Raw genomic sequence first — 17999 nt, forward strand, 5'->3', positions numbered from 1 at the left:
ACCCGGGCGAGCCGCATCCCGCGCGGCCCGCCCGTGACCACTCCGGCGGTGCCTAGTAGCACTCGACCTTGGAGCCGGAACCCATGTGCAGGCGCAGGCTGAGCCCGGCCAGCTTGAAGGTGCCGGCGCTGGTCGCCCAGGCGGTCTGCTTGACATCGGTCAGGTCGGCGGACGCGGCCTCCTGGGCGAAGGAGCCCGGGTCGGTCTTGTCGCCGGGGCCGATGCCCGGGCCCTTGGTGCTCTGGCCCGCCGCGACACCGATGTTGATGTCGTTGAACGTCGCGTCGGCGTCGAGCTGGTCGAGGTCGATGTAGAGGTTCTTGGCCTCGACCGTCTTGCCGCCGTTGCCGGCGGTCAGCTTGAGCGTGACGTCACCGATCGGCGTCGGGACGACCACCGACTGGCACAGCCCGGTGATGTCCGCGCTCTTGAACGCGGACACGGCGACCGGCACGGGTCCGTGGCCGCTCGGCACGTCGATGTTGCCGTACTGCTCGAACCCCTCACCGTGCAGCGTCTTGGCGGTGACCTTGAACTGCTGGCCGGAGACGGCGAAGGACGCGGCCAGCGCGCCCTGGGCCAGCGCCACGCCAATCGCGGCGGTGGCCGCGACACTCGGCACCATGACGACGGCGAACCGCTTCCATCTGGTACCGCCACGAACGAGTGACTCCATACTTCCTCCTTCTCGGACGTACATCTCCGGCCCGGATCATTCGGGTCCTGGCCTGGGATGGGAGAAGTGCTACGTCCTCGGGAAGGAGAGCGCCGGGGATCGGCGGCCCGTCCCTCCCGCGGGAGGTGTGGACGGCGCCGTCCGGATCATCGGCGATCACCCCCGAGCGACAACCACTGGCCACGCTCTTCGCGCAACCTGCGGGACAGGCTCCGTACGGTGCCGTCCGGGGACGGGTCCATGACGGGTCCACGGGCGGTGACCGAGACGGAGACCCCCCTGTCCCGGAGCCATGGCATATGCCAGGGACTCCCACTCGGCGGGGACCCGCGGCCGTGGCGCCGACTGGCGGCCGGGCTGTGGCTACGGACCGAGCTTGGCCGATCGTGGTCCATTCCCGGCCGGTGCACAAGGGGGTTCATTACCAGCGAGTAACGGTCCGGAGTCGCAGGCAAGATCACCACGGTGCGTTGCCTCACTCAGCGTGACAATCACTCCGGTGAGCAATCCCGGCATCGGTCGCGATGTCCGGACGAAGCGGGACAGGTTTCTTACCCGAAGTAACAGCGACCGCTATTTATCACGGTTTGATAAACAGCGGTCGCCGTGTCGTCAAATCAACGTCCCGGTCAGAACAGAACCCTGGCCAGAGCGGTACGCGCCGAAACCACCCGGGGGTCGTCCGGGCCGATGACCTCGAACAGTTCGAGCAGCCGGAGCCTGACCTCGTCACGCTGCTCGCCCGCGGTGCGCCGTACGGTGTCGACCAGCCGGCCGAAAGCGTCCTCCACGTGACCGCCCACCAGGTCGAGGTCGGCCGCGGCCAGCTGGGCGGCGACGTCGTCGGGGCGGTCGGCAGCGGCGGCCCGCACGGCGGAGGCGTCGGCGCCCTGCACCCGGCTGAGCAGTTCGGCCTGGGCCAGACCCAGCTTCGCCTCGGCGTTGGCGGGCTCGTCGGCCAGCACGTTCTTGTACGCCTGGACGGCGCCGCCGAGGTCGCCGGCGTCCAGCGCCTCGTGCGCGGCGGACAGCGCGAGCTCCTGCGGGGTCGCCGGGCGCGGCGGCGCGGCCTCGGCCTGCTGCGCGGCGGCCCCCGGGTCGATCTCCGGGCCCACGATGCCGAACCGCTGCTCGGCGACCGCGATCAGCTGGTCGAGCACCTCGGTGACCTGGTCCTCCGGCGCGGCGCCCTGGAAGAGCGGCATGGCCTGCCCGGCCAGCACCGCGAAGACCGCGGGCACGCCCTGGACGCCGAACTGCTGGAAGAGCAACTGGTTGGCGTAGACGTCGGCGGTGGCGAGCACGAACCGGCCGCGGTACTGCGCCGCCAGGCGCTCCAGCATCGCGTTGAGCTGCTTGCTCTGCTCGGCCTGGTCGGCCCAGAAGCTGATGACGACGGGCGCCTCGGACGAGCGCTGCAGGACGTCGCTCTCGAAGGTCGCCTCGGTCACCTCGATGACGAGCGGGGAGGCGGCGGACGGCCCGGCACCCGGGCCGGCGTCCTGGCGCCGCGCCCTGGCCTCCTCGGCCTTCGCCTTGGCCTCACTGGCCGCCTTCAGCGCGGCGAGATCGACCACGCCGCTCATGGACATGTTCCTAGGCTGCATGAGGCCAATCCTCCCCCCTTCCGGGGCCGGGCGTGCACGGACCCGGGATCCCCGCCTGGCTGGCGGGCCCTGCCGGCCTCGTGCCACCCCCGCGCACGCACCCATCAGGTGGACGCGCGGTGCCGGTCACGTCTGGTGTCGTCCGGTACGGATCCCCATCCGCACGTCTACCTGGTCGTCGTGGTCGTCGTCGCGGGTCGCGGCGGGTGGTGCCGCCGGTTTTCGCTACGGGTCGTAGCGTAACTGGCCGGTAGCATCGCCCGCGTGGCCGTACGGCGTGATTCGGATCACTCGCCGACCCGGCTACCGGCCGGTATGGTCCGGCCTATGCCTGCCGTGTCCCCTCACAAACGCGCCGGACGCCCCAGAAGTGCCCGGGCGGACCGCGCGATTCTGGAGGCGACCCGCGAGGCGCTGGCCGAGCTGGGCTGGGGGCGGCTGACGCTGGGTGACGTGGCGGCCCGCGCGGGCGTGGCGAAAACCACCCTCTACCGCCGCTGGCCGGGCAAGAACGAACTGGTGGTGGACGCGCTGGCGGCGCTGTTCGAGGAGCGTCTCGACCTTCCCGACCTGGGCAGCCTGCCGGCCGACGTACGCGGGGTGGTACTGCGTTTCGGGGAGCTGCTGACCATGCCCGAGACCAGGACCGCGCTGATGGCGGTGGTCGCCGAGGCCACGCACGACGACGCGCTGCGGCGGCGCATCCGCGAGGCGATCGTCGACCGGCAGAAGCACCTGGTGCTCGTCGGCCGCCGGCGGGCGCAGAGCCGCGGGGAGTTGCCGCCGGACGAGGGCGGTCCCGACCCCGGGGCGGACGACATGATCTTCGACGTGGTGGCCGGTTCCGTGCTCCACCGGGCGCTGGTCAGCTCGCAGCCGGTGGACGAGGAGTGGGCCGAGCGCCTCGCCGTGCTCCTCGTCGCCGGCATCGCGGGCCGGCGCCCGGCGGACCCGCGCGCCTAGAGTCGCGGGGCCGCGGGGCCCCCGCGGACCTCAGACCTCCACCTCGTGGTCCGCGTACGGCGCGCGGTCCTCCGCGAAGTGGTCGAACTCGCCCGCCATGACGCCTTTGACGAACGCCTCCCACTTGGCGGGGGTGGTCACGGCCACCACGTCCGGCTGCTCCGTCTCACGGATGTAGATCATCCCGTCGTCTCCGACCGTCGCTTCAAGGGACACGAAGTTCCTTCCCTGGTGGGCCTGTTGTTCGTACGAGAGTACGAGGCCAGACCGCGCGGGGCGCATGCCGGAACCGGCACTTCCGGCGACTGCCGGAGGTCGGCGCCCCGCCGGAAGCGGAACCTTCCGCTCAGAACCTTGCCGGTTCGGTGTAGGTGCCCCACTCGGCCCGCAGCGCGCCGCAGATCTCGCCCAGCGTGGCCTCGGCGCGCACCGCGGCCACCATCGGCTCGATCATGTTCGCCCCGCCCCGCGCCGCGGCCACCATGGCGTCCAGGGCCGTGCGCACCGCCGCGTCGTCGCGCCGCGCCCGCCGCTCGGCGAGCGTCCGCACCTGCTCGCGCTCGACCTCGTGGCCGACCCGCAGGATCTCCAGGTCGCCGGTGACGGAACCGGTGTGCCGGTTGACCCCGACCACCGCCTTCTCGCCCTTCTCCAGCGCGGTCTGGTAGCGGAAGGCGGACTCGGCGATCTCGCCGGTGAAGTACCCGTCCTCGATGCCGCGCAGGATGCCCGAGGTCATCGGGCCGATCGGGTGCTCCCCGCTGGGCACCGCCTTCGCGCCCAGCTCCTTGATCCTGGCGAAGATCGTCTCGGCGTCCGCCTCGATGCGGTCGGTGAGCGCCTCCACGTACCAGGAACCGCCCAGCGGGTCGGCCACGTTGGCGACGCCGGTCTCCTCCATCAGCACCTGCTGGGTGCGCAGCGCGATCTCGGCGGCCTGCTCGCTGGGCAGCGCGAGGGTCTCGTCCAGCGCGTTGGTGTGCAGCGAGTTGGTGCCGCCGAGCACCGCCGACAGCGCCTCCACCGCGGTGCGCACCACGTTGTTGTACGGCTGCTGGGCGGTCAGCGACACGCCCGCGGTCTGGGTGTGGAAGCGCAGCCACTGCGCCTTGTCGGAGGTCGCCCCGTACACGTCGCGCATCCAGCGGGCCCAGATCCGCCGGGCCGCGCGGAACTTGGCGATCTCCTCGAAGAAGTCCAGGTGCGCGTCGAAGAAGAAGGACAGGCCCGGAGCGAAGGCGTTGACGTCCAGGCCGCGGGACAGCCCCAGCTCCACGTAGCCGAAGCCGTCAGCCAGGGTGTACGCGAGCTCCTGCGCGGCCGTCGAGCCCGCCTCGCGGATGTGGTAGCCGGACACCGACAGCGGCTTGTACGCCGGGATGCCCGCCGCGCAGTACTCCATCAGGTCGCCGATCAGCCGCAGGTGCGGCTCGGGAGCGAACAGCCACTCCTTCTGGGCGATGTACTCCTTGAAGATGTCGGTCTGCAGCGTGCCGTTGAGCACGGCCGGATCCACGCCCTGCCGCTCGGCGGCGACCAGGTACATGCAGAAGACCGGGACCGCGGGCCCCGAGATGGTCATGGAGGTGGTGACGTCGCCGAGCGGGATGTCCCGGAACAGGACGTCCATGTCGGCCGCGGAGTCTATGGCGACCCCGCAGTGGCCGACCTCGCCCAGCGAACGCGGGTCGTCGGAGTCGCGGCCCATCAAGGTGGGCATGTCGAAGGCGACCGACAGGCCGCCGCCGCCCGCCTTGAGGATCATCTTGTACCGCTCGTTGGTCTGCTCGGCGTTGCCGAACCCCGCGAACTGCCGGATGGTCCAGGTGCGGCCCCGGTAGCCGGTGGGGTGCAGTCCCCTGGTGAAGGGGTACTCGCCGGGCCAGCCGATGCGCTCGAACCCGGGAAGCTCGGTTCCGGGCGGTGGCCCGTACACCGGCTCGACCGGATCGCCCGAGAGGGTGGTGAAGTCGGCCTGCCGCTTGTGGGCGGAGTCGTACCTGGCCTGCCAGCGTTGGCGGCCTTGCTCGATGCCGTGGGCGTCCATGGGACAAATTTACTAGGACGTCCAACTAATTGTCGATGCGGGGCGCCCGCCCGGGTGAGTGAGCATGGTCTCAGCGGGCCGGAGGCCGCCGGGGGGACCTGGGCCGGCTAGGCCTTGACGGGCTCGCCCGCGTCGGCCGTGATCACCTTGGGGCCGAGCTCCCGGGTGACGCGGCGCTCGACGAAGAAGGCGGCGGTCGGAACGGTGCCGGCGAGCAGCACCCACGCCATCCGGCCGATCGGCCACTTCGCCTTGGAGCACAGGTCGAAGGCGAAGACCAGGTAGACGACGTAGAGCCAGCCATGGGCGAAGCCCACGGCCGTGGTGAAGGTGCCCGCCCCGCTGATGTCGAGCGCGTACTTGCCGATGACCCCCAAGGTGAGGGCGATCAGCAGCACACCGGTCACATAGGCCATCACGCGGTAGCGGGTGAGCACGCTGGATTTCATGGCAAGCAGCCTAACCCGAGGCGATTCGCCCCTGGATGTCAGCCCTCCTCGAAGTCCCCGGCCGCTATCCGCAGCGGCCTGAGCAGGGCGAAGATCTCGCCGCACTCCTCGGAATCGTAGGCGCCCAGGCCGAAGTCCATGGCGATCAGGTCGCGGGTGGCCGCCTCCATGATCTCGCGGCCCTTGTCGGTGATCGACGCCAGGGTGCCGCGGCCGTCGTTGGGGTTGGGGCGCTTGGCGACCAGGCCGGCGGCGACCAGGCGGTCGACGGTGTTGGTGACCGAGGTGGGGTGCACCATGAGGCGTTCGCCGATCTTGGACATGGGCAGCTCGCCGGCCTTGGAGAAGGTCAGCAGGACCAGCGCCTCGTACCGGGCGAAGGTGAGGCCGTACGGCCTGACGACCGCGTCCACCTGGCCGAGCAGGATCTGCTGCGCTCGCATGATCGAGGTGATGGCGGCCATCGAGGGCACCTCGCCCCAGTGGCGGCTCCACAGTTCGTCCGCGCGGGCGATGGGGTCGAAGGGCAGGCTCAGGGGCTTTGGCACGGCCCCGAGCCTACCCGCCGGTCACATACCGGTCTAAGACGTCTCACGAGGCGAGCGCGCTGAGGGCGTGCCACTGGTCGGCGGAGAGGTTCCAGTCGCCGTACCCGTTGCCCTTGTCGACGGTTCCGCGGGTGGAGCCCGAGGTGATCACCAGGTCGCCGCGAGTGGCCCGGTCGAAGAACCACTTGGCGTCCACGGTGTTCATGCCGATGCAGCCGTGGCTCTTGTTCTCCTTGCCCATGTACACGGCGTTCCAGGGCGCGGCGTGGGTGTACGTGCCGGAGGTCGTGATGTTGACGGCCCAGTGCACGTCCTTGTCGTAGAAGTCCGCGGAGTCCTTGGAGGTGGCGATGTTGACCGAGGAGGAGGTCATCCGGACGGTGGACTGCTTGCTGATCACCACCATCTGCCCCTCCCAGGTGGGGAAGCGGGACTGGCCGGCCGAGATCGGGAAGGTCTTGACCGTCCGGCCGTTCTCGGTGACCCGCATGGTGTGGGCCTTCAGGTCCACGTAGGAGATGCGGGCGGTGCCGATGGAGAAGGTGTCGTGGATGTCGCGGCGCAGGTAGCGGCCGCCGCCGGTGTCGATGCCGGACAGCTTGGCGGTCAGGGTGACCTTGGTGCCGGGCTTCCAGTAGGCGTCCGGGCGCCAGTCCACCCGGTCGTAACCGGTCTGGGTGGTGACCCAGCCCCAGCTGCCGGGGGTGGACGGGGTGGTGGTGACCGACAGTGCCCGCTCGACGGCGGCCTTGTTCGCCACCGGCTTGTCGAACTGCAGGGAGACCGGCAGACCGACGCCGACCACGGCGTTGTTCAGCGGGGTCGGCGTGACGCCGTTGACCTTCGCCGCGGTGACCGTGTGGAAGGTGCTGGTGGCCTGGGTCTGCTTGCCGGAGGAGTCGGCCGCGGTGACCTTGACGGTGTACGCGGTGCCAGGGGTCATGGTGCGGTCGGAGGTCCAGGTGTGCTTGGCCGCGTCCAGGGCGCCGGTCACCTCGATCGGGTGAACACCGTCCGAGGCGTCGCCGTCGGGCGTGACGGTGACCGTCCGCAGCGTGCCGCCGGCGACGGTCACCTTGACCGGCGAACCGGGGCTGACGGCGGCGGCGTTGGCGGCGGGCGTCACGCTGATCCGGGCCGAGGAGCCGGAGGAGGGCGACGTGCCGTCCTTCCCGGACTGCGAGTCGGCGGATTTGCCGTGGCCGCCGCACGCGGTGGCGCCCAGGGCAACGGCCAGCAGCACCGCGGGCGCGACGAGCGCCCGCGGTCGGAGGATTCGTATACGGGTCACGGCGTCTGCATCCTTGTCAGCAGCGAATCACGGTACTGACTTAGTCGCTTTTCCGTCTCCGCGGGTTCCAGTCGCCCGATGTGACGTGGGACGCGCGGGACCCGGCCCGGGATCAGCGACCGCGCTCGTCGCGCAGGTGGGCCACCACGGGCAGCATGGCCTCGCGGTACGCGGCGAGGTCCTCCGGGCTGAGCAGCTCGATGAAGTGGGCCCGGACCGAGGCGACATGGTGGGGAGCGACCTTGCGCATGGTCTCCCAGCCGTGGTCGGTGAGGACCGCGTACAGCCCGCGGCGGTCGGTGTCGCAGTTCTCCCGGCGCACCAGGCCCACCGTCTCCATGCGGGTGATCTGGTGCGACAGGCGGCTCTTGGACTGCAGGGTGGATCTGGCCAGGTCGCTCATCCGCATCCGGCGGTCCGCGGCCTCGGAGAGGTTGACCAGGATCTCGTAGTCGTTGTTGGTCAGGCCGAAGGGCTGGAGGTCGCGCTCCAGTTGGTACATCAGAAGCCGGCTGAGTTCGAGGTGGGTCCGCCAGGCCCGCTGCTCCTCGTCCGTGAGCCAGTGGGTGACGCGTTCCGCGGTCTCGGTCTCCATGACGGGAATTCTACCGGTCGTTGAACCGGAGATGATCGCGAGGGTAGCCATCCGGTCACCGAGCGGAGTACCCGGCACCCGGCACGCCGGGCCCCGCCGACCCGGGAATGCGGCCGGGTGCCGCGCCGGGCGGCGCCGCGGTGGCCGCCTCGGCCATCAGCACCTCGGTGGACTGCAGCAGCACCTGGCCGGCCCCGGTGAACTCGAACTGGTGCTCCTCGCCCGAGGCGCCGCCGATGCCGGTCAGCGCGCGCACCCCGCCGAGGAAGCCGCGCAGGTAGCCGTGGTCGTAGTGGTGGCACGGCGAGGGGCAGTCGGCCCAGCCGACCAGCGCCTGCGGGTCGACCCGGACCGGCGGTTCCACGAAGTGCACGGCGCCGTTGGAGGCGGCCACGAACGTGCCGGTGCCGATGAGGGTCAGGAAGCCGGGGACGACCGACTGCTTGAGGGCCAGCCCCGGCTGGAAGGCCAGCAGGTTGCCGGAGCGGATGGTGAGGTTGCCGTCCTGCAGGTCGTAGGAGTTGACGTCGTAGGAGCGGTCGGCGAGCAGCAGCTTGGCCTTGCCCTCGGCGACGACCCAGTCCGCCGCGTGCAGCGGGGAGTGGAAGCTCGTGGCGACCAGCCGGTCCAGCGGGCCGTGCCCGATGGCGTGGAACCGCGCCTGCCCGTAATAGGCGATCATCTTGCCCTTCTGCAGGAACCACTGGCCGTCGAGGTCCACGCTGAAGGCGTACGGGTTGACGTTGTCGTTGGACGGCAGGGTGTACGGGTCGTGGACGACCGGGCCGCCGGGGTCGTACGAGGGCGGGGGCGGGGGCGGGTAGGTCACAGCTTCTCCTCCGACGCCTGGACGTAGACCATGCCCTGGCCGGACAGTTCGAGCTGGAACGCCTCGCCCGAGCCGCGGCCGACCAGTTCCCGCCAGCCGATGGCGGTGGACAGCTTGCTGCGCAGGTCGCCGCGGTGGGCCGCGTACGCCTGCGGGTCGACGTGCACCGGGCGGCCGGGGACGACCGGCAGTTCGACCACGCCGCCGTGGGCGAGGAACGCGGCCGAGCCGTGGCCGCTCAGCGTGGTGGTGAACAGGCCCTGCCCGGTGGCCTGGCCGCGCAGCACGCCCATCACGCCGCCCTGCGAGCCCATGAACATGGTGCCCTGCCGCAGCGAGCCCTCGAAGGCCAGCAGGCGGTCCGCCTCCACGTAGAGGGTGTCGCCGGCCAGGTCCACGATGTGCACGTGGTGGCCGCCGTGCCCGAACATCACCGTGCCGTCGCCCTCGACGGTCATCAGCGGGGCGGCCTCGCCCGTCAGCCGCCGGCCGATCATGGACATCACCCCGCCCTGGCCGCCGGTGAGGCTCGGCGTGAAGCCGACCTGGCCGCGGTAGGCGAGCATCGCGCCGCGCTGGCTGAACAGCCGCTGCCCCGGGGCGATCCGCGCCTCGACCATCTTGGAGTTGATCCGGGTGAAGGCCACTACAGCTGCCCCCCGACCGTGTTCCGCTCGCTGGGCTGGACGTAGACCAGCCCCTCGCCCTCGAAGCGGATCTGGAAGCTCTCGCCCGAGCCCTCGCCGATCAGGGTCCGCCGGCCGACCCCGGACTGGAACTGCTGGCGCAGGTCCCCGGTGTGGGCGACGTACGCCCCCGGGTCCACGACCAGCGGGGTGGCGGCGGTCACCCGCAGCACGATCGCCGGCCCGTCGGACAGGATCGCCGCCTGGCCGGTGCCCTCGACGGTGGTGGTGAACAGGCCGTTGCCCTGGGAGGCCCCGCGCAGGCCGGTGAAGGTGGTGCCGGTACGCAGGGCCGCGTCGGTGACCAGCAGGTTGCTCGCCTCGACCCACAGCTTGCCGCCGGTCAGCCGCACCAGGTTGATCTCGGTGGCGCGGTCGGCGAAATAGCAGGTGCCGTGGCCCTTGACCTGCATGACGGCCATCGCCTCGCCGGTGATCCGGCGGGTGACCAGGCCGCGCAGGCCGTCGCCGCCGCCGGTCATCTTCTTGAAGGTCATCTCGCCCTCGTAGGCGACCATGGAGCCGTTCTTCGCCTTGACGGCGTCGCCCGCCAGGTCGACGGCCAGCATCCGCGGGCCCTGTAGCCGGAGGACCGCCATGGGTCAGCGCGGGTCGTGGCCGCTGGCGGCGGGCCGGCGCCGCACCGGCAGCGGCTCCTTCTCCACGGCGCCCGCGCCGGGGGCGTACGAGTGGCCGGACGGGATCTCGCCGGCGGCCGCCTCCACCTCCATCAGGGAGGCGCTGCGCCGCTCCGCCTCGAACGCCCTGGCGCCGCCGCGCAGCCCGAACAGCCGCTTGGCGAGCAGGATGTAGAGGACGGCCAGCGCGTTGAGCGCCAGGGTGCCGATCTTGAAATAGCTGACCTTCTCGGTGAGCTCGTAGACCTCCAGCGGCAGGAAGGCCGCGGTCGCCACGACGGTGAGGTACTCGGCCCACCGCTTGGCCCACCACAGGCCGAAGCCCTCGACGATCTCGATCAGCGCGTAGGCGACCATCAGGCCCGCCACGGTCCGCAGGGTGGACTTCTTGTAGTCGAAGGTCTTGCGGATGGTCTCCACGACCGGGGAGTGGTCCAGGTCGTAGTGGAAGTGGTCGGCGAACGGCTTGAGGGCGGTCAGGTCCTCCTCGAAGAGCCTGCGCACGGCGTCCTGGGAGTTGCTGAACTTCCACACCGCCCAGGCGGCGACCAGGATGAGCAGGCCGCGCAGCAGCCGCTCGACGGCCAGGAAGCGCAGGATGAACAGGTCGCGCAGCGCCTTGCCGCGGGGTACGAGGGGCGCCCTGTCGGCCGGTCCCGAGCCGTGCGGCTCGCCCGGCACGAAGTCGCCGCAGCGCAGGCAGCGCCACACCGGGCCGACGGCGGTGGACGCGCGCAGCTTCTCCCGCAGCGCCGGCTCGTCGGGCGCGTAGGTGATGTGGCCCTTGCGGGCGCAGTGCCGGCGGTCCCAGTCGATGCTCATCGGCGTTCGGTCCCCGTGGGTCGTGGTTCGGTGCGGCTGCGGGTGTGCGCGTGCGCTGGTGTGTTCTCCTGTGCTGGGACGCTACCGCCCGGGGCGCGGTTGCCACCCCCGGACAGGGCCATCGATACGCTCCGGTGATAATGGAGGGAAGGCTTGTGATCGTGTTCACAAGCCGGACCGGGCCCGTGCGCGACATCCGGCACGCGGGTCCCCGCCCCCGTTCGACAGTGAGGTATCCGTGGACCTGAAGACCGCCGGCGCCCTGCGCAGGCTCCGCTTGGTCTCCGCCCCCGAGGCGGTGTCCTTCCTGCTCCTGCTGGTCTGCTCGGTACTGAAGCGGACCACGTCCTTCAACGCGGTGCCCGTGATGGGCATGGTGCACGGCGTGCTGTTCATCCTGTACGTCGTGTTCTGGGCCGACGCCTGGCACCGCGCCCGCTGGTCGAAGGGCCGGGCCGGACTGTACTTCCTCCTGTCGGTGCTGCCCACCGGCGGCTTCTTCGCCGAGCGCATGCTGCGCCGCGAGTGCGAGGACGCCGTGGTGGCCGCGCGCGGGGCGGCCGGGGACGCGGCGGCCGCGGCATGATCGTCGCCTTCTCCGTCACCCCGCTGGGCGTCGGCGAGGACGTGGGCTCGTACGTGGCCGACGCCGTCCGGGTGGTCCGCGAGTCGGGACTGCCCAACCGTACGGACGCGATGTTCACCTCCGTCGAGGGCGAGTGGGACGAGGTGATGGACGTGGTCCGGCGGGCCGTGGCGGCCGTCGAGGCCCGCGCGCCGCGGGTGTCGCTGGTCCTGAAGGCCGACATCCGCCCCGGCGTGACCGGCGCGCTGACGTCCAAGGTCGAGACCGTCGAGCGGTTCCTGGCACAGGAGGGCTGAGGCCCGCCCGGGGCCCGTCCGGCGCGCTCCGTCCGGCGCTGCTAGGACAGGCCGCCGGTGGCCACCGCGACGCCCAGCGCCGTGCGCTCGTACAGCACCTGGTGGCCGTAGCGGCGGGAGACCAGCAGGCCGGCGTCGCGCAGCACGGACAGGTGGGCGGAGACCGAGGACATCGCCATCGCGTGCCGGTGGGCCAGGGCGGTGGTGGTACTCGGTGCCTCCAGGCCGGTGAGGATGGCCGCGCGGCCGGCCCCGAGCAGGCGCACCAGGGCGGTCGAGGCGGCCGGGCCGGTCTCCGCCCACAGGCCACCGATGCCGCGCGCCGGGTAGATCACGGTGGGCTGCCAGGGCGGGTCGAAGGCGCTGCCCGCCTCGGGCCAGAAGAACACGCTGGGCACCAGGACCAGGCCCTGTCCGCCGGTCTCGGGCAGGGCCGCGTTCCCCGCCGCCGTCAGCGACCCCTCGGACCAGCTCAGCTTGGGGTGCAGCCCGGTGAACAGCCGCTGCATGCCGCCGTCGGCCAGCCGTCTGGAGTGGTAGGCCACGTCCGCCTCCAGGACGGCCCGCAGCCGCGGCCAGTGCGGGGCCAGCAGCGAAGTCCACACCTGCTCGTACAGCGCGGCCAACTGCCGTACGGTCCCCTCCGGGTCGGCGAGCATCGCCCGCCCGCGCCTGCCGGCCGAGGCGCCGGGGGTACGGGCGAGCGCCGCCGCGATCTGCCGCCGCGCCACGTCGGCCGGGGTGGCGCGGACCGCGGCCAGTTCGTCCTCCAGCGCGGTGAGCGGTCCCCGCAGCGGGGGGTGCAGGAAGTCGGGGCCGTGGCCGTGCTCGGGGGCCAGCAGCCACAGCGGCGCCAGGTCGAGCCCCGCCGCCGCCGCCCTCACCTGCCGCAACCAGGGCAGGTGGTAGCCGTGCCGGTCCGGCCGGGACAGGGTGCGGATGGCGCCCTGGGTCTCCCTCAGAGGTGATATCGCGAAGCGGCAGCGCAACAGGTCCTCAGCGGCAAACCGCATACGAAGCGGCATCATGCCCCCCAAGATTCGGCTGAGTCCGAAAGACTACGACGGGTGGTGCCCCTGCCACCAGTGTGATGCCATGACAACGGACAGCGAGCATCCACCACTTGGCGGAGACACCCCTTCGCCGACCGGACCGGACGACGCTCCCACCACCCACGGGAGCAAGGAGGAGGCCGGTCCCGGTTACGGCGCGGTGTTCTCCGTCCGCGAGTTCCAGCCCATCTTCGCAGCTCACGTGCTGTCCATACTCGGCACGGTCTTCGCCGAAGTGGCGCTGGCCGTCCTCGTCTTCCGGCAGACCGGCTCGGCGCTGCTGACCGCGCTGGTGTTCGCCATGGAGTTCCTGCCGTACGCGCTGAGCGGGCTGCTGCTGTCCGGCATCGCCGACCGCTTCCCGGCCCGCCGGGTACTGGTCTGCTGCGACATCGTGTCCGCGACGTGCGTGGGCGTGATGGCCGTGCCCGGCATGCCGCTGGCGCCGATCTTCGTACTGCGGATCGTGGTCTCGATGGTCTCGCCGCTGTTCATCGGCACCCGCGCGGCGAGCCTGGCCGACATCCTCCAGGGCGACCTGTACATCCTGGGCCGCTCGCTGGTGCGGATGGTCGCGCAGACCTCGCAGATCGTCGGGTTCGGGCTCGGCGGCCTGGTGCTGGTGGTGCTGCCGCCGCGCGGCGCGCTGGTGGTCACCGCGGGCACCTTCGTGAGTTCGGCGCTGCTGCTGCGCTTCGGCACCCGCAACCGGCCGGCGCGGGCGACCGGCACGGGCACGATGATGCGTCAGTCGCTGGCCTCGGCCGGGCAGTTGCTCGCCCACCCGCGGATCCGGGCACTGCTGCTGATGTGGTGGGTGCCGCCGATGTTCTTCTCCGTCGCCGAGGGCGTCGCCGCGCCCTTCGCGAACGCGGCGGGCGCCGGCTCGCTCGGCTTCGGCGTCTTCCTCGCCGCCATGCCCGCGGGCGCGGTCACCAGCGAGGTCATGGCCGGCACGCTGCTGGGGCCGGCGACCCGGGACCGCATCGCCGTACCGCTCGCGGCGGTCTCGCTGCTGCCGATGGCCGCCTTCGCCACCGATCCCCCGCTGCCCCTGGCGATCGTCCTGCTCCTGCTGACGGGGCTGTGCGCGGCCTACGCGCTGGGCATGGACCGCTGGTTCGTCGAGGAGGTGCCGGACGACAGGCGCGGTCAGGCCATGTCGCTGATGGGCGCCGGGATCATGACCCTGCAGGGCATCGGCATGGCGGCGGGCGGCGCCATCGCCGACTGGGCCCCGCCGTACGCGGTGATCTGCGGCGGCGGGGCGGTGGGCACGCTGTGCGTGCTGGGCGTCCTGCGCTCGGTCAGGCGCTCGCGGCCGGCGGTGGTGAGCACGGCCTGAGCGGCCGGCGCCACCGGGCGGCGGGAGCCGCGGGGACACCCCGGGGCCCCGCGGGGACGCGCGCGGGCGGCTACCCCTCGGTAAGGCCCGCGACCAGTTCGTCCGCGGCCGCGTAGGGGTCCAGCTCGCCGGCGGCGACGCGCCGGGAGAGGGCGTCCAGGCGCCGGTCGCCGTGCAGGTCCCCGATGCGCTGCCGCAGGGCGGTCAGGGCGATGTTCTCGATCTCGCCCGCGGCCCGCTTGCGGCGGCGGGCGTCCAGCACGCCGTGCTCCCCCGTCCAGGCGCGGTGCTTGTCCAGAGCCTCGACGACCTCGTCTATGCCCTCGCCGCGGGCGGCCACGGTCTTGACGATCGGGGGCCGCCAGTCACCGGGGGCGCGGGACTCCCCCAGCCCCAGCATGTGGTTCAGCTCGCGAGCGGTCGCGTCGGCGCCGTCGCGGTCGGCCTTGTTGACCACGTAGACGTCGCCGATCTCAAGAATGCCGGCCTTGGCGGCCTGAATGCCGTCGCCCATGCCGGGGGCGAGCAGCACGACACAGGTGTCGGCCTGGGCGGCGATCTCGACCTCCGACTGGCCGACACCGACCGTCTCGACCAGGATCACCTCGCAGCCGGCCGCGTCCAGGACGCGGATCGCCTGGGGGGCGGCCCACGCGAGCCCGCCCAGATGGCCGCGGGTGGCCATGGAACGGATGTAGACGCCCGGGTCGGAGGCGTGCTCAGACATCCGGACCCGGTCACCGAGCAGGGCGCCGCCGGAGAACGGCGAGGACGGGTCCACCGCCAGGACGCCCACCCGGCGGCCCGCCTTGCGGTACGCGGTGACCAGCGCCGAGGTCGAGGTGGACTTGCCCACGCCGGGCGCGCCGGTGAGGCCCACCACGTAGGCCCCGCCGGTCAGCGGTGCCAGCGCCGCCATCACCTCGCGCAGCTGCGGGGAGGCCCCCTCCACCAGCGAGATCAGCCGGGCCACGGCCCGCGGCCTGCCCTCCCGCGCCTGCTCGACGAGTGCGGGGACGTCCATTGCTGCTCCCTTTTTCTGGGCTCGGTTCGCCTCCGGAGGCTTCCCTTTTGTGGCTCGGTTCGCCTCCGGGGGCTTCCCTTTTGTGGCTCGGTTCGCCTCCGGGTGCTTCGACCCGGTGTCGACGGTCGACATGCTCAGTCGCTCCTTCGTCACTCCTTGCGCGTGTCTCCCTTTCGACACCAGCGCCCCCTTCGGCTCACTCGCCGTTTTTGTGGCTCGGTTCGCCTCCGGGTGCTTCGACCCGGTGTCGACGGTCGACATGCTCAGTCGCTCCTTCGTCACTCCTTGCGCGTGTCTCCCTTTCGACACCGGCGCCCCCTTCGGCTCACTCGCCCGTGGTCACCGTCAACGCACCGCACGGCGTATGGGAACCCACGCCGCTCAACACACCGCTCAGCGCGGCGGTCTCCCGAGCGGGCCGGTGCACCGCGCCGACTCAGCTCCCGGCCACCCCGCACACCTCTCAGCAGCAGGCGGAAGGGGCCGCTCAGCGCCCCCCGCACGCCTCCCGGCAGCGGGCGGAAGGGGCCGCAGGGGTGGGGGTCCGGAATGCTGCCGTGTATTTGTGGGCCGCCAGGCCCGTAAATATACGATTCCGGACCCCCACCCCGGAGGCCCCGCCCCCACCGGCACCCGGAACCGGGCACCCGCACGGGTCAGCGCGGGACCCGCACGATCAGGGCGTCGCCCTGGCCGCCACCCCCGCACAGCGCCGCCGCGCCCGTACCGCCGCCGCGGCGCTTCAGTTCGAGCGCCAGGTGCAGCACGATACGGGCCCCGGACATGCCGATGGGGTGGCCGAGGGCGATCGCGCCGCCGTTCACGTTCACCTTTTCGGGGGTCACTCCGAGATCCTTCATGGACTGGACGGCGACCGCGGCGAAGGCCTCGTTGATCTCGATCAGGTCGAGGTCGGCGACGGTCAGGCCCTCCTTGGCCAGCGCGTGGTTGATCGCGTTGGACGGCTGGGACTGCAGGGAGTTGTCGGGGCCCGCCACGTTGCCGTGGGCGCCGATCTCGGCGAGCCACTCCAGGCCGAGTTCCTCGGCCTTCTGCCTGCTCATCACGACGACCGCGGCGGCGCCGTCGGAGATCTGCGAGGAGGTGCCTGCGGTGATCGTGCCGTCCTTGGTGAAGGCCGGCCGCAGCTTGGCCAGGCCCTCGGCGGTGGTCTCCGGGCGGATGCCCGCGTCGTGCGCGATGACGATCGGGTCGCCCTTGCGCTGCGGGATCTCCAGCGGGGTGATCTCGGCCTCGAACAGGCCGTTCTTCTGGGCGGCGGCCGCGCGCTGGTGGGACAGGGCGCCGAACTCGTCCTGCGGGGCGCGCTCGATGCCGAGCCGGGTGTTGTGGCGCTCGGTGGACTCGCCCATGGCGATCTTGTCGAACGCGTCGGTCAGGCCGTCGTGCGCCATGGTGTCGAGGACCTCGATGGCGCCGTACTTGTAGCCCTCGCGGGACTTGGGCAGCACGTGGGGCGCGTTGGTCATCGACTCCTGGCCGCCGGCCACCACGACGTCGAACTCGCCGGCCCTGATGAGCTGGTCGGCCAGCGCGATGGCGTCGAGGCCCGACAGGCACACCTTGTTGATCGTGAGCGCCGGGACCGACATCGGGATGCCGGCCTTGACGGCGGCCTGGCGGGCCGGGATCTGGCCGGCACCGGCCTGCAGCACCTGGCCCATGATCACGTACTGCACCTGGTCGCCACCGATCCCGGCCCGCTCCAGCGCCGCCTTGATCGCGAAGGCGCCGAGCTCGGCCCCGGAGAAGGAGCGCAGGCTGCCGAGCAGCCGGCCCATGGGGGTACGGGCACCTGCGACGATCACGGACGTGCGTGTTGCCTGGCTGGTCATGGTGCGGCCCCTTCGGCTGAAGAGATGAGTTAACGATGGTTATCATCAATGTACTCAGGCGTAACCGCCGGGTCACGGTTCATACCGTGTGACGGCGCGCACGTTGCGTGACCACATATGCATACGGTGCACTGTGTACATGCTGACTCGGATCGACCACATCGGGATCGCCTGCTTCGACCTCGACGCGACCGTCGAGTTCTACCGTGCCACGTACGGCTTCGAGGTGTTCCACACCGAAGTCAACGAGGAGCAGGGCGTGCGCGAGGCCATGCTCAAGATCAACGAGACGTCGGACGGCGGTGCCTCCTACCTGCAGCTCCTGGAGCCGACCAGGGACGACTCGGCGGTCGGCAAGTGGCTGGCCAAGAACGGCGAGGGCGTGCACCACATCGCCTTCGGCACCGCCGACGTGGACACCGACTCCGAGGCCATCAGGGACAAGGGCGTGCGGGTGCTGTACGAGCAGCCGCGCCGCGGATCCATGGAGTCCAGGATCACCTTCCTCCATCCCAAGGACTGCCACGGGGTGCTGACCGAGCTGGTCACCTCCGCCAAGGACCGGGGCGGGGACGCCGCCGGCCACGCGGACCACTGACCCGACCCCGCGCGGCCCGGTAGAGTGGCCGGGCCGGCCGGGGTGGGCGGCCGGGCGCCGCTGAGCCAGGCTGCGCCCGAGTACGCTCCCG

General features: G+C 71.6%; 20 protein-coding genes. 5 read left to right on the forward strand and 15 right to left on the reverse strand.

Annotation, left to right across the window (positions count from 1 at the left end):
- Nucleotides 1-52: 52 nt before the first annotated feature.
- Nucleotides 53-676 (reverse strand): DUF6230 family protein, encoded by a 624-nt coding sequence (locus tag K7G61_RS28440; RefSeq protein WP_225849877.1) that lies wholly within the window; start codon nt 674-676, stop codon nt 53-55.
- A gap of 629 nt (nt 677-1305) precedes the next feature.
- Nucleotides 1306-2283: a tetratricopeptide repeat protein gene (locus K7G61_RS28445; RefSeq protein WP_225849878.1), complete on the reverse strand. Its 978-nt coding sequence runs from the start codon at nt 2281-2283 to the stop codon at nt 1306-1308.
- A 327-nt stretch (nt 2284-2610) separates the two neighbouring features.
- Here K7G61_RS28445 and K7G61_RS28450 point away from each other — a divergent pair, with 327 nt between their 5' ends.
- The gene (locus K7G61_RS28450; protein WP_225849879.1) at nt 2611-3246 is read left to right on the forward strand and encodes a TetR/AcrR family transcriptional regulator; all 636 of its coding nucleotides are present in this window, start codon (nt 2611-2613) and stop codon (nt 3244-3246) included.
- Nucleotides 3247-3276: 30 nt separating this feature from the next.
- Here K7G61_RS28450 and K7G61_RS28455 read toward each other — a convergent pair whose 3' ends face one another.
- The 10 genes from K7G61_RS28455 to K7G61_RS28500 form a co-directional block, all read right to left on the reverse strand.
- Nucleotides 3277-3462, reverse strand: a complete 186-nt coding sequence (locus tag K7G61_RS28455) for a DUF397 domain-containing protein (protein ID WP_308190724.1) — start codon at nt 3460-3462, stop codon at nt 3277-3279.
- A gap of 130 nt (nt 3463-3592) precedes the next feature.
- Entirely contained in the window at nt 3593-5293 is a 1701-nt protein-coding gene (locus K7G61_RS28460) for a methylmalonyl-CoA mutase (protein ID WP_225849881.1), read from the reverse strand.
- Nucleotides 5294-5400: 107 nt separating this feature from the next.
- Nucleotides 5401-5742 carry a DUF3817 domain-containing protein gene (locus K7G61_RS28465; RefSeq protein WP_225849882.1) on the reverse strand — a complete coding sequence of 114 codons (342 nt, stop codon included), beginning with the start codon at nt 5740-5742 and terminating at the stop codon, nt 5401-5403.
- 38 nt (nt 5743-5780) lie between these two features.
- Entirely contained in the window at nt 5781-6290 is a 510-nt protein-coding gene (locus K7G61_RS28470; protein ID WP_225849883.1) for a MarR family winged helix-turn-helix transcriptional regulator, read from the reverse strand.
- Between the two features lie 43 nt (nt 6291-6333).
- Nucleotides 6334-7581: an Ig-like domain-containing protein gene (locus tag K7G61_RS28475; protein ID WP_225849884.1), complete on the reverse strand. Its 1248-nt coding sequence runs from the start codon at nt 7579-7581 to the stop codon at nt 6334-6336.
- Between the two features lie 112 nt (nt 7582-7693).
- Nucleotides 7694-8176, reverse strand: coding sequence for a MarR family winged helix-turn-helix transcriptional regulator (locus tag K7G61_RS28480; RefSeq protein ID WP_225849885.1), 483 nt, complete (start codon nt 8174-8176; stop codon nt 7694-7696).
- A 55-nt stretch (nt 8177-8231) separates the two neighbouring features.
- Nucleotides 8232-9005 carry an AIM24 family protein gene (locus tag K7G61_RS28485; RefSeq protein WP_225849886.1) on the reverse strand — a complete coding sequence of 258 codons (774 nt, stop codon included), beginning with the start codon at nt 9003-9005 and terminating at the stop codon, nt 8232-8234.
- Nucleotides 9002-9652, reverse strand: coding sequence for an AIM24 family protein (locus K7G61_RS28490; protein ID WP_225849887.1), 651 nt, complete (start codon nt 9650-9652; stop codon nt 9002-9004). The genes K7G61_RS28485 and K7G61_RS28490 overlap by 4 nt, the downstream gene beginning before the upstream one ends.
- Nucleotides 9652-10260: an AIM24 family protein gene (locus K7G61_RS28495; protein WP_225849888.1), complete on the reverse strand. Its 609-nt coding sequence runs from the start codon at nt 10258-10260 to the stop codon at nt 9652-9654. The genes K7G61_RS28490 and K7G61_RS28495 overlap by 1 nt, the downstream gene beginning before the upstream one ends.
- Nucleotides 10261-10293: 33 nt before the next feature.
- Entirely contained in the window at nt 10294-11151 is an 858-nt protein-coding gene (locus tag K7G61_RS28500) for a DUF2127 domain-containing protein (protein WP_225849889.1), read from the reverse strand.
- Nucleotides 11152-11389: 238 nt separating this feature from the next.
- Between K7G61_RS28500 and K7G61_RS28505 the strand changes: the two genes are divergently transcribed.
- Together K7G61_RS28505 and K7G61_RS28510 are read left to right on the forward strand one after the other, a co-directional pair.
- Nucleotides 11390-11737, forward strand: a complete 348-nt coding sequence (locus K7G61_RS28505; protein ID WP_225849890.1) for a DUF3817 domain-containing protein — start codon at nt 11390-11392, stop codon at nt 11735-11737.
- Nucleotides 11734-12033: an MTH1187 family thiamine-binding protein gene (locus K7G61_RS28510; protein ID WP_225849891.1), complete on the forward strand. Its 300-nt coding sequence runs from the start codon at nt 11734-11736 to the stop codon at nt 12031-12033. Before K7G61_RS28505 ends, K7G61_RS28510 begins: the two co-directional genes overlap by 4 nt.
- 41 nt (nt 12034-12074) lie before the next feature.
- Here K7G61_RS28510 and K7G61_RS28515 read toward each other — a convergent pair whose 3' ends face one another.
- Nucleotides 12075-13058 carry a DUF5937 family protein gene (locus tag K7G61_RS28515; RefSeq protein WP_225849907.1) on the reverse strand — a complete coding sequence of 328 codons (984 nt, stop codon included), beginning with the start codon at nt 13056-13058 and terminating at the stop codon, nt 12075-12077.
- A 70-nt stretch (nt 13059-13128) separates the two neighbouring features.
- Between K7G61_RS28515 and K7G61_RS28520 the strand changes: the two genes are divergently transcribed.
- Nucleotides 13129-14430 (forward strand): MFS transporter, encoded by a 1302-nt coding sequence (locus K7G61_RS28520; protein ID WP_225849892.1) that lies wholly within the window; start codon nt 13129-13131, stop codon nt 14428-14430.
- A gap of 70 nt (nt 14431-14500) precedes the next feature.
- Here K7G61_RS28520 and meaB read toward each other — a convergent pair whose 3' ends face one another.
- Both meaB and K7G61_RS28530 read right to left on the reverse strand, forming a co-directional pair.
- Nucleotides 14501-15454 carry a methylmalonyl Co-A mutase-associated GTPase MeaB gene (meaB, locus tag K7G61_RS28525; RefSeq protein WP_225849893.1) on the reverse strand — a complete coding sequence of 318 codons (954 nt, stop codon included), beginning with the start codon at nt 15452-15454 and terminating at the stop codon, nt 14501-14503.
- A gap of 656 nt (nt 15455-16110) precedes the next feature.
- Nucleotides 16111-17310, reverse strand: a complete 1200-nt coding sequence (locus tag K7G61_RS28530) for an acetyl-CoA C-acetyltransferase (RefSeq protein WP_225849894.1) — start codon at nt 17308-17310, stop codon at nt 16111-16113.
- A gap of 139 nt (nt 17311-17449) precedes the next feature.
- Between K7G61_RS28530 and mce the strand changes: the two genes are divergently transcribed.
- Nucleotides 17450-17908, forward strand: coding sequence for a methylmalonyl-CoA epimerase (gene mce / locus K7G61_RS28535; RefSeq protein ID WP_225849895.1), 459 nt, complete (start codon nt 17450-17452; stop codon nt 17906-17908).
- Nucleotides 17909-17999: the final 91 nt, after the last annotated feature.

The sequence above is a fragment of the Streptomyces sp. HPF1205 genome, from assembly GCF_020400825.1.
Lineage (GTDB): Bacteria > Actinomycetota > Actinomycetes > Streptomycetales > Streptomycetaceae > Actinacidiphila.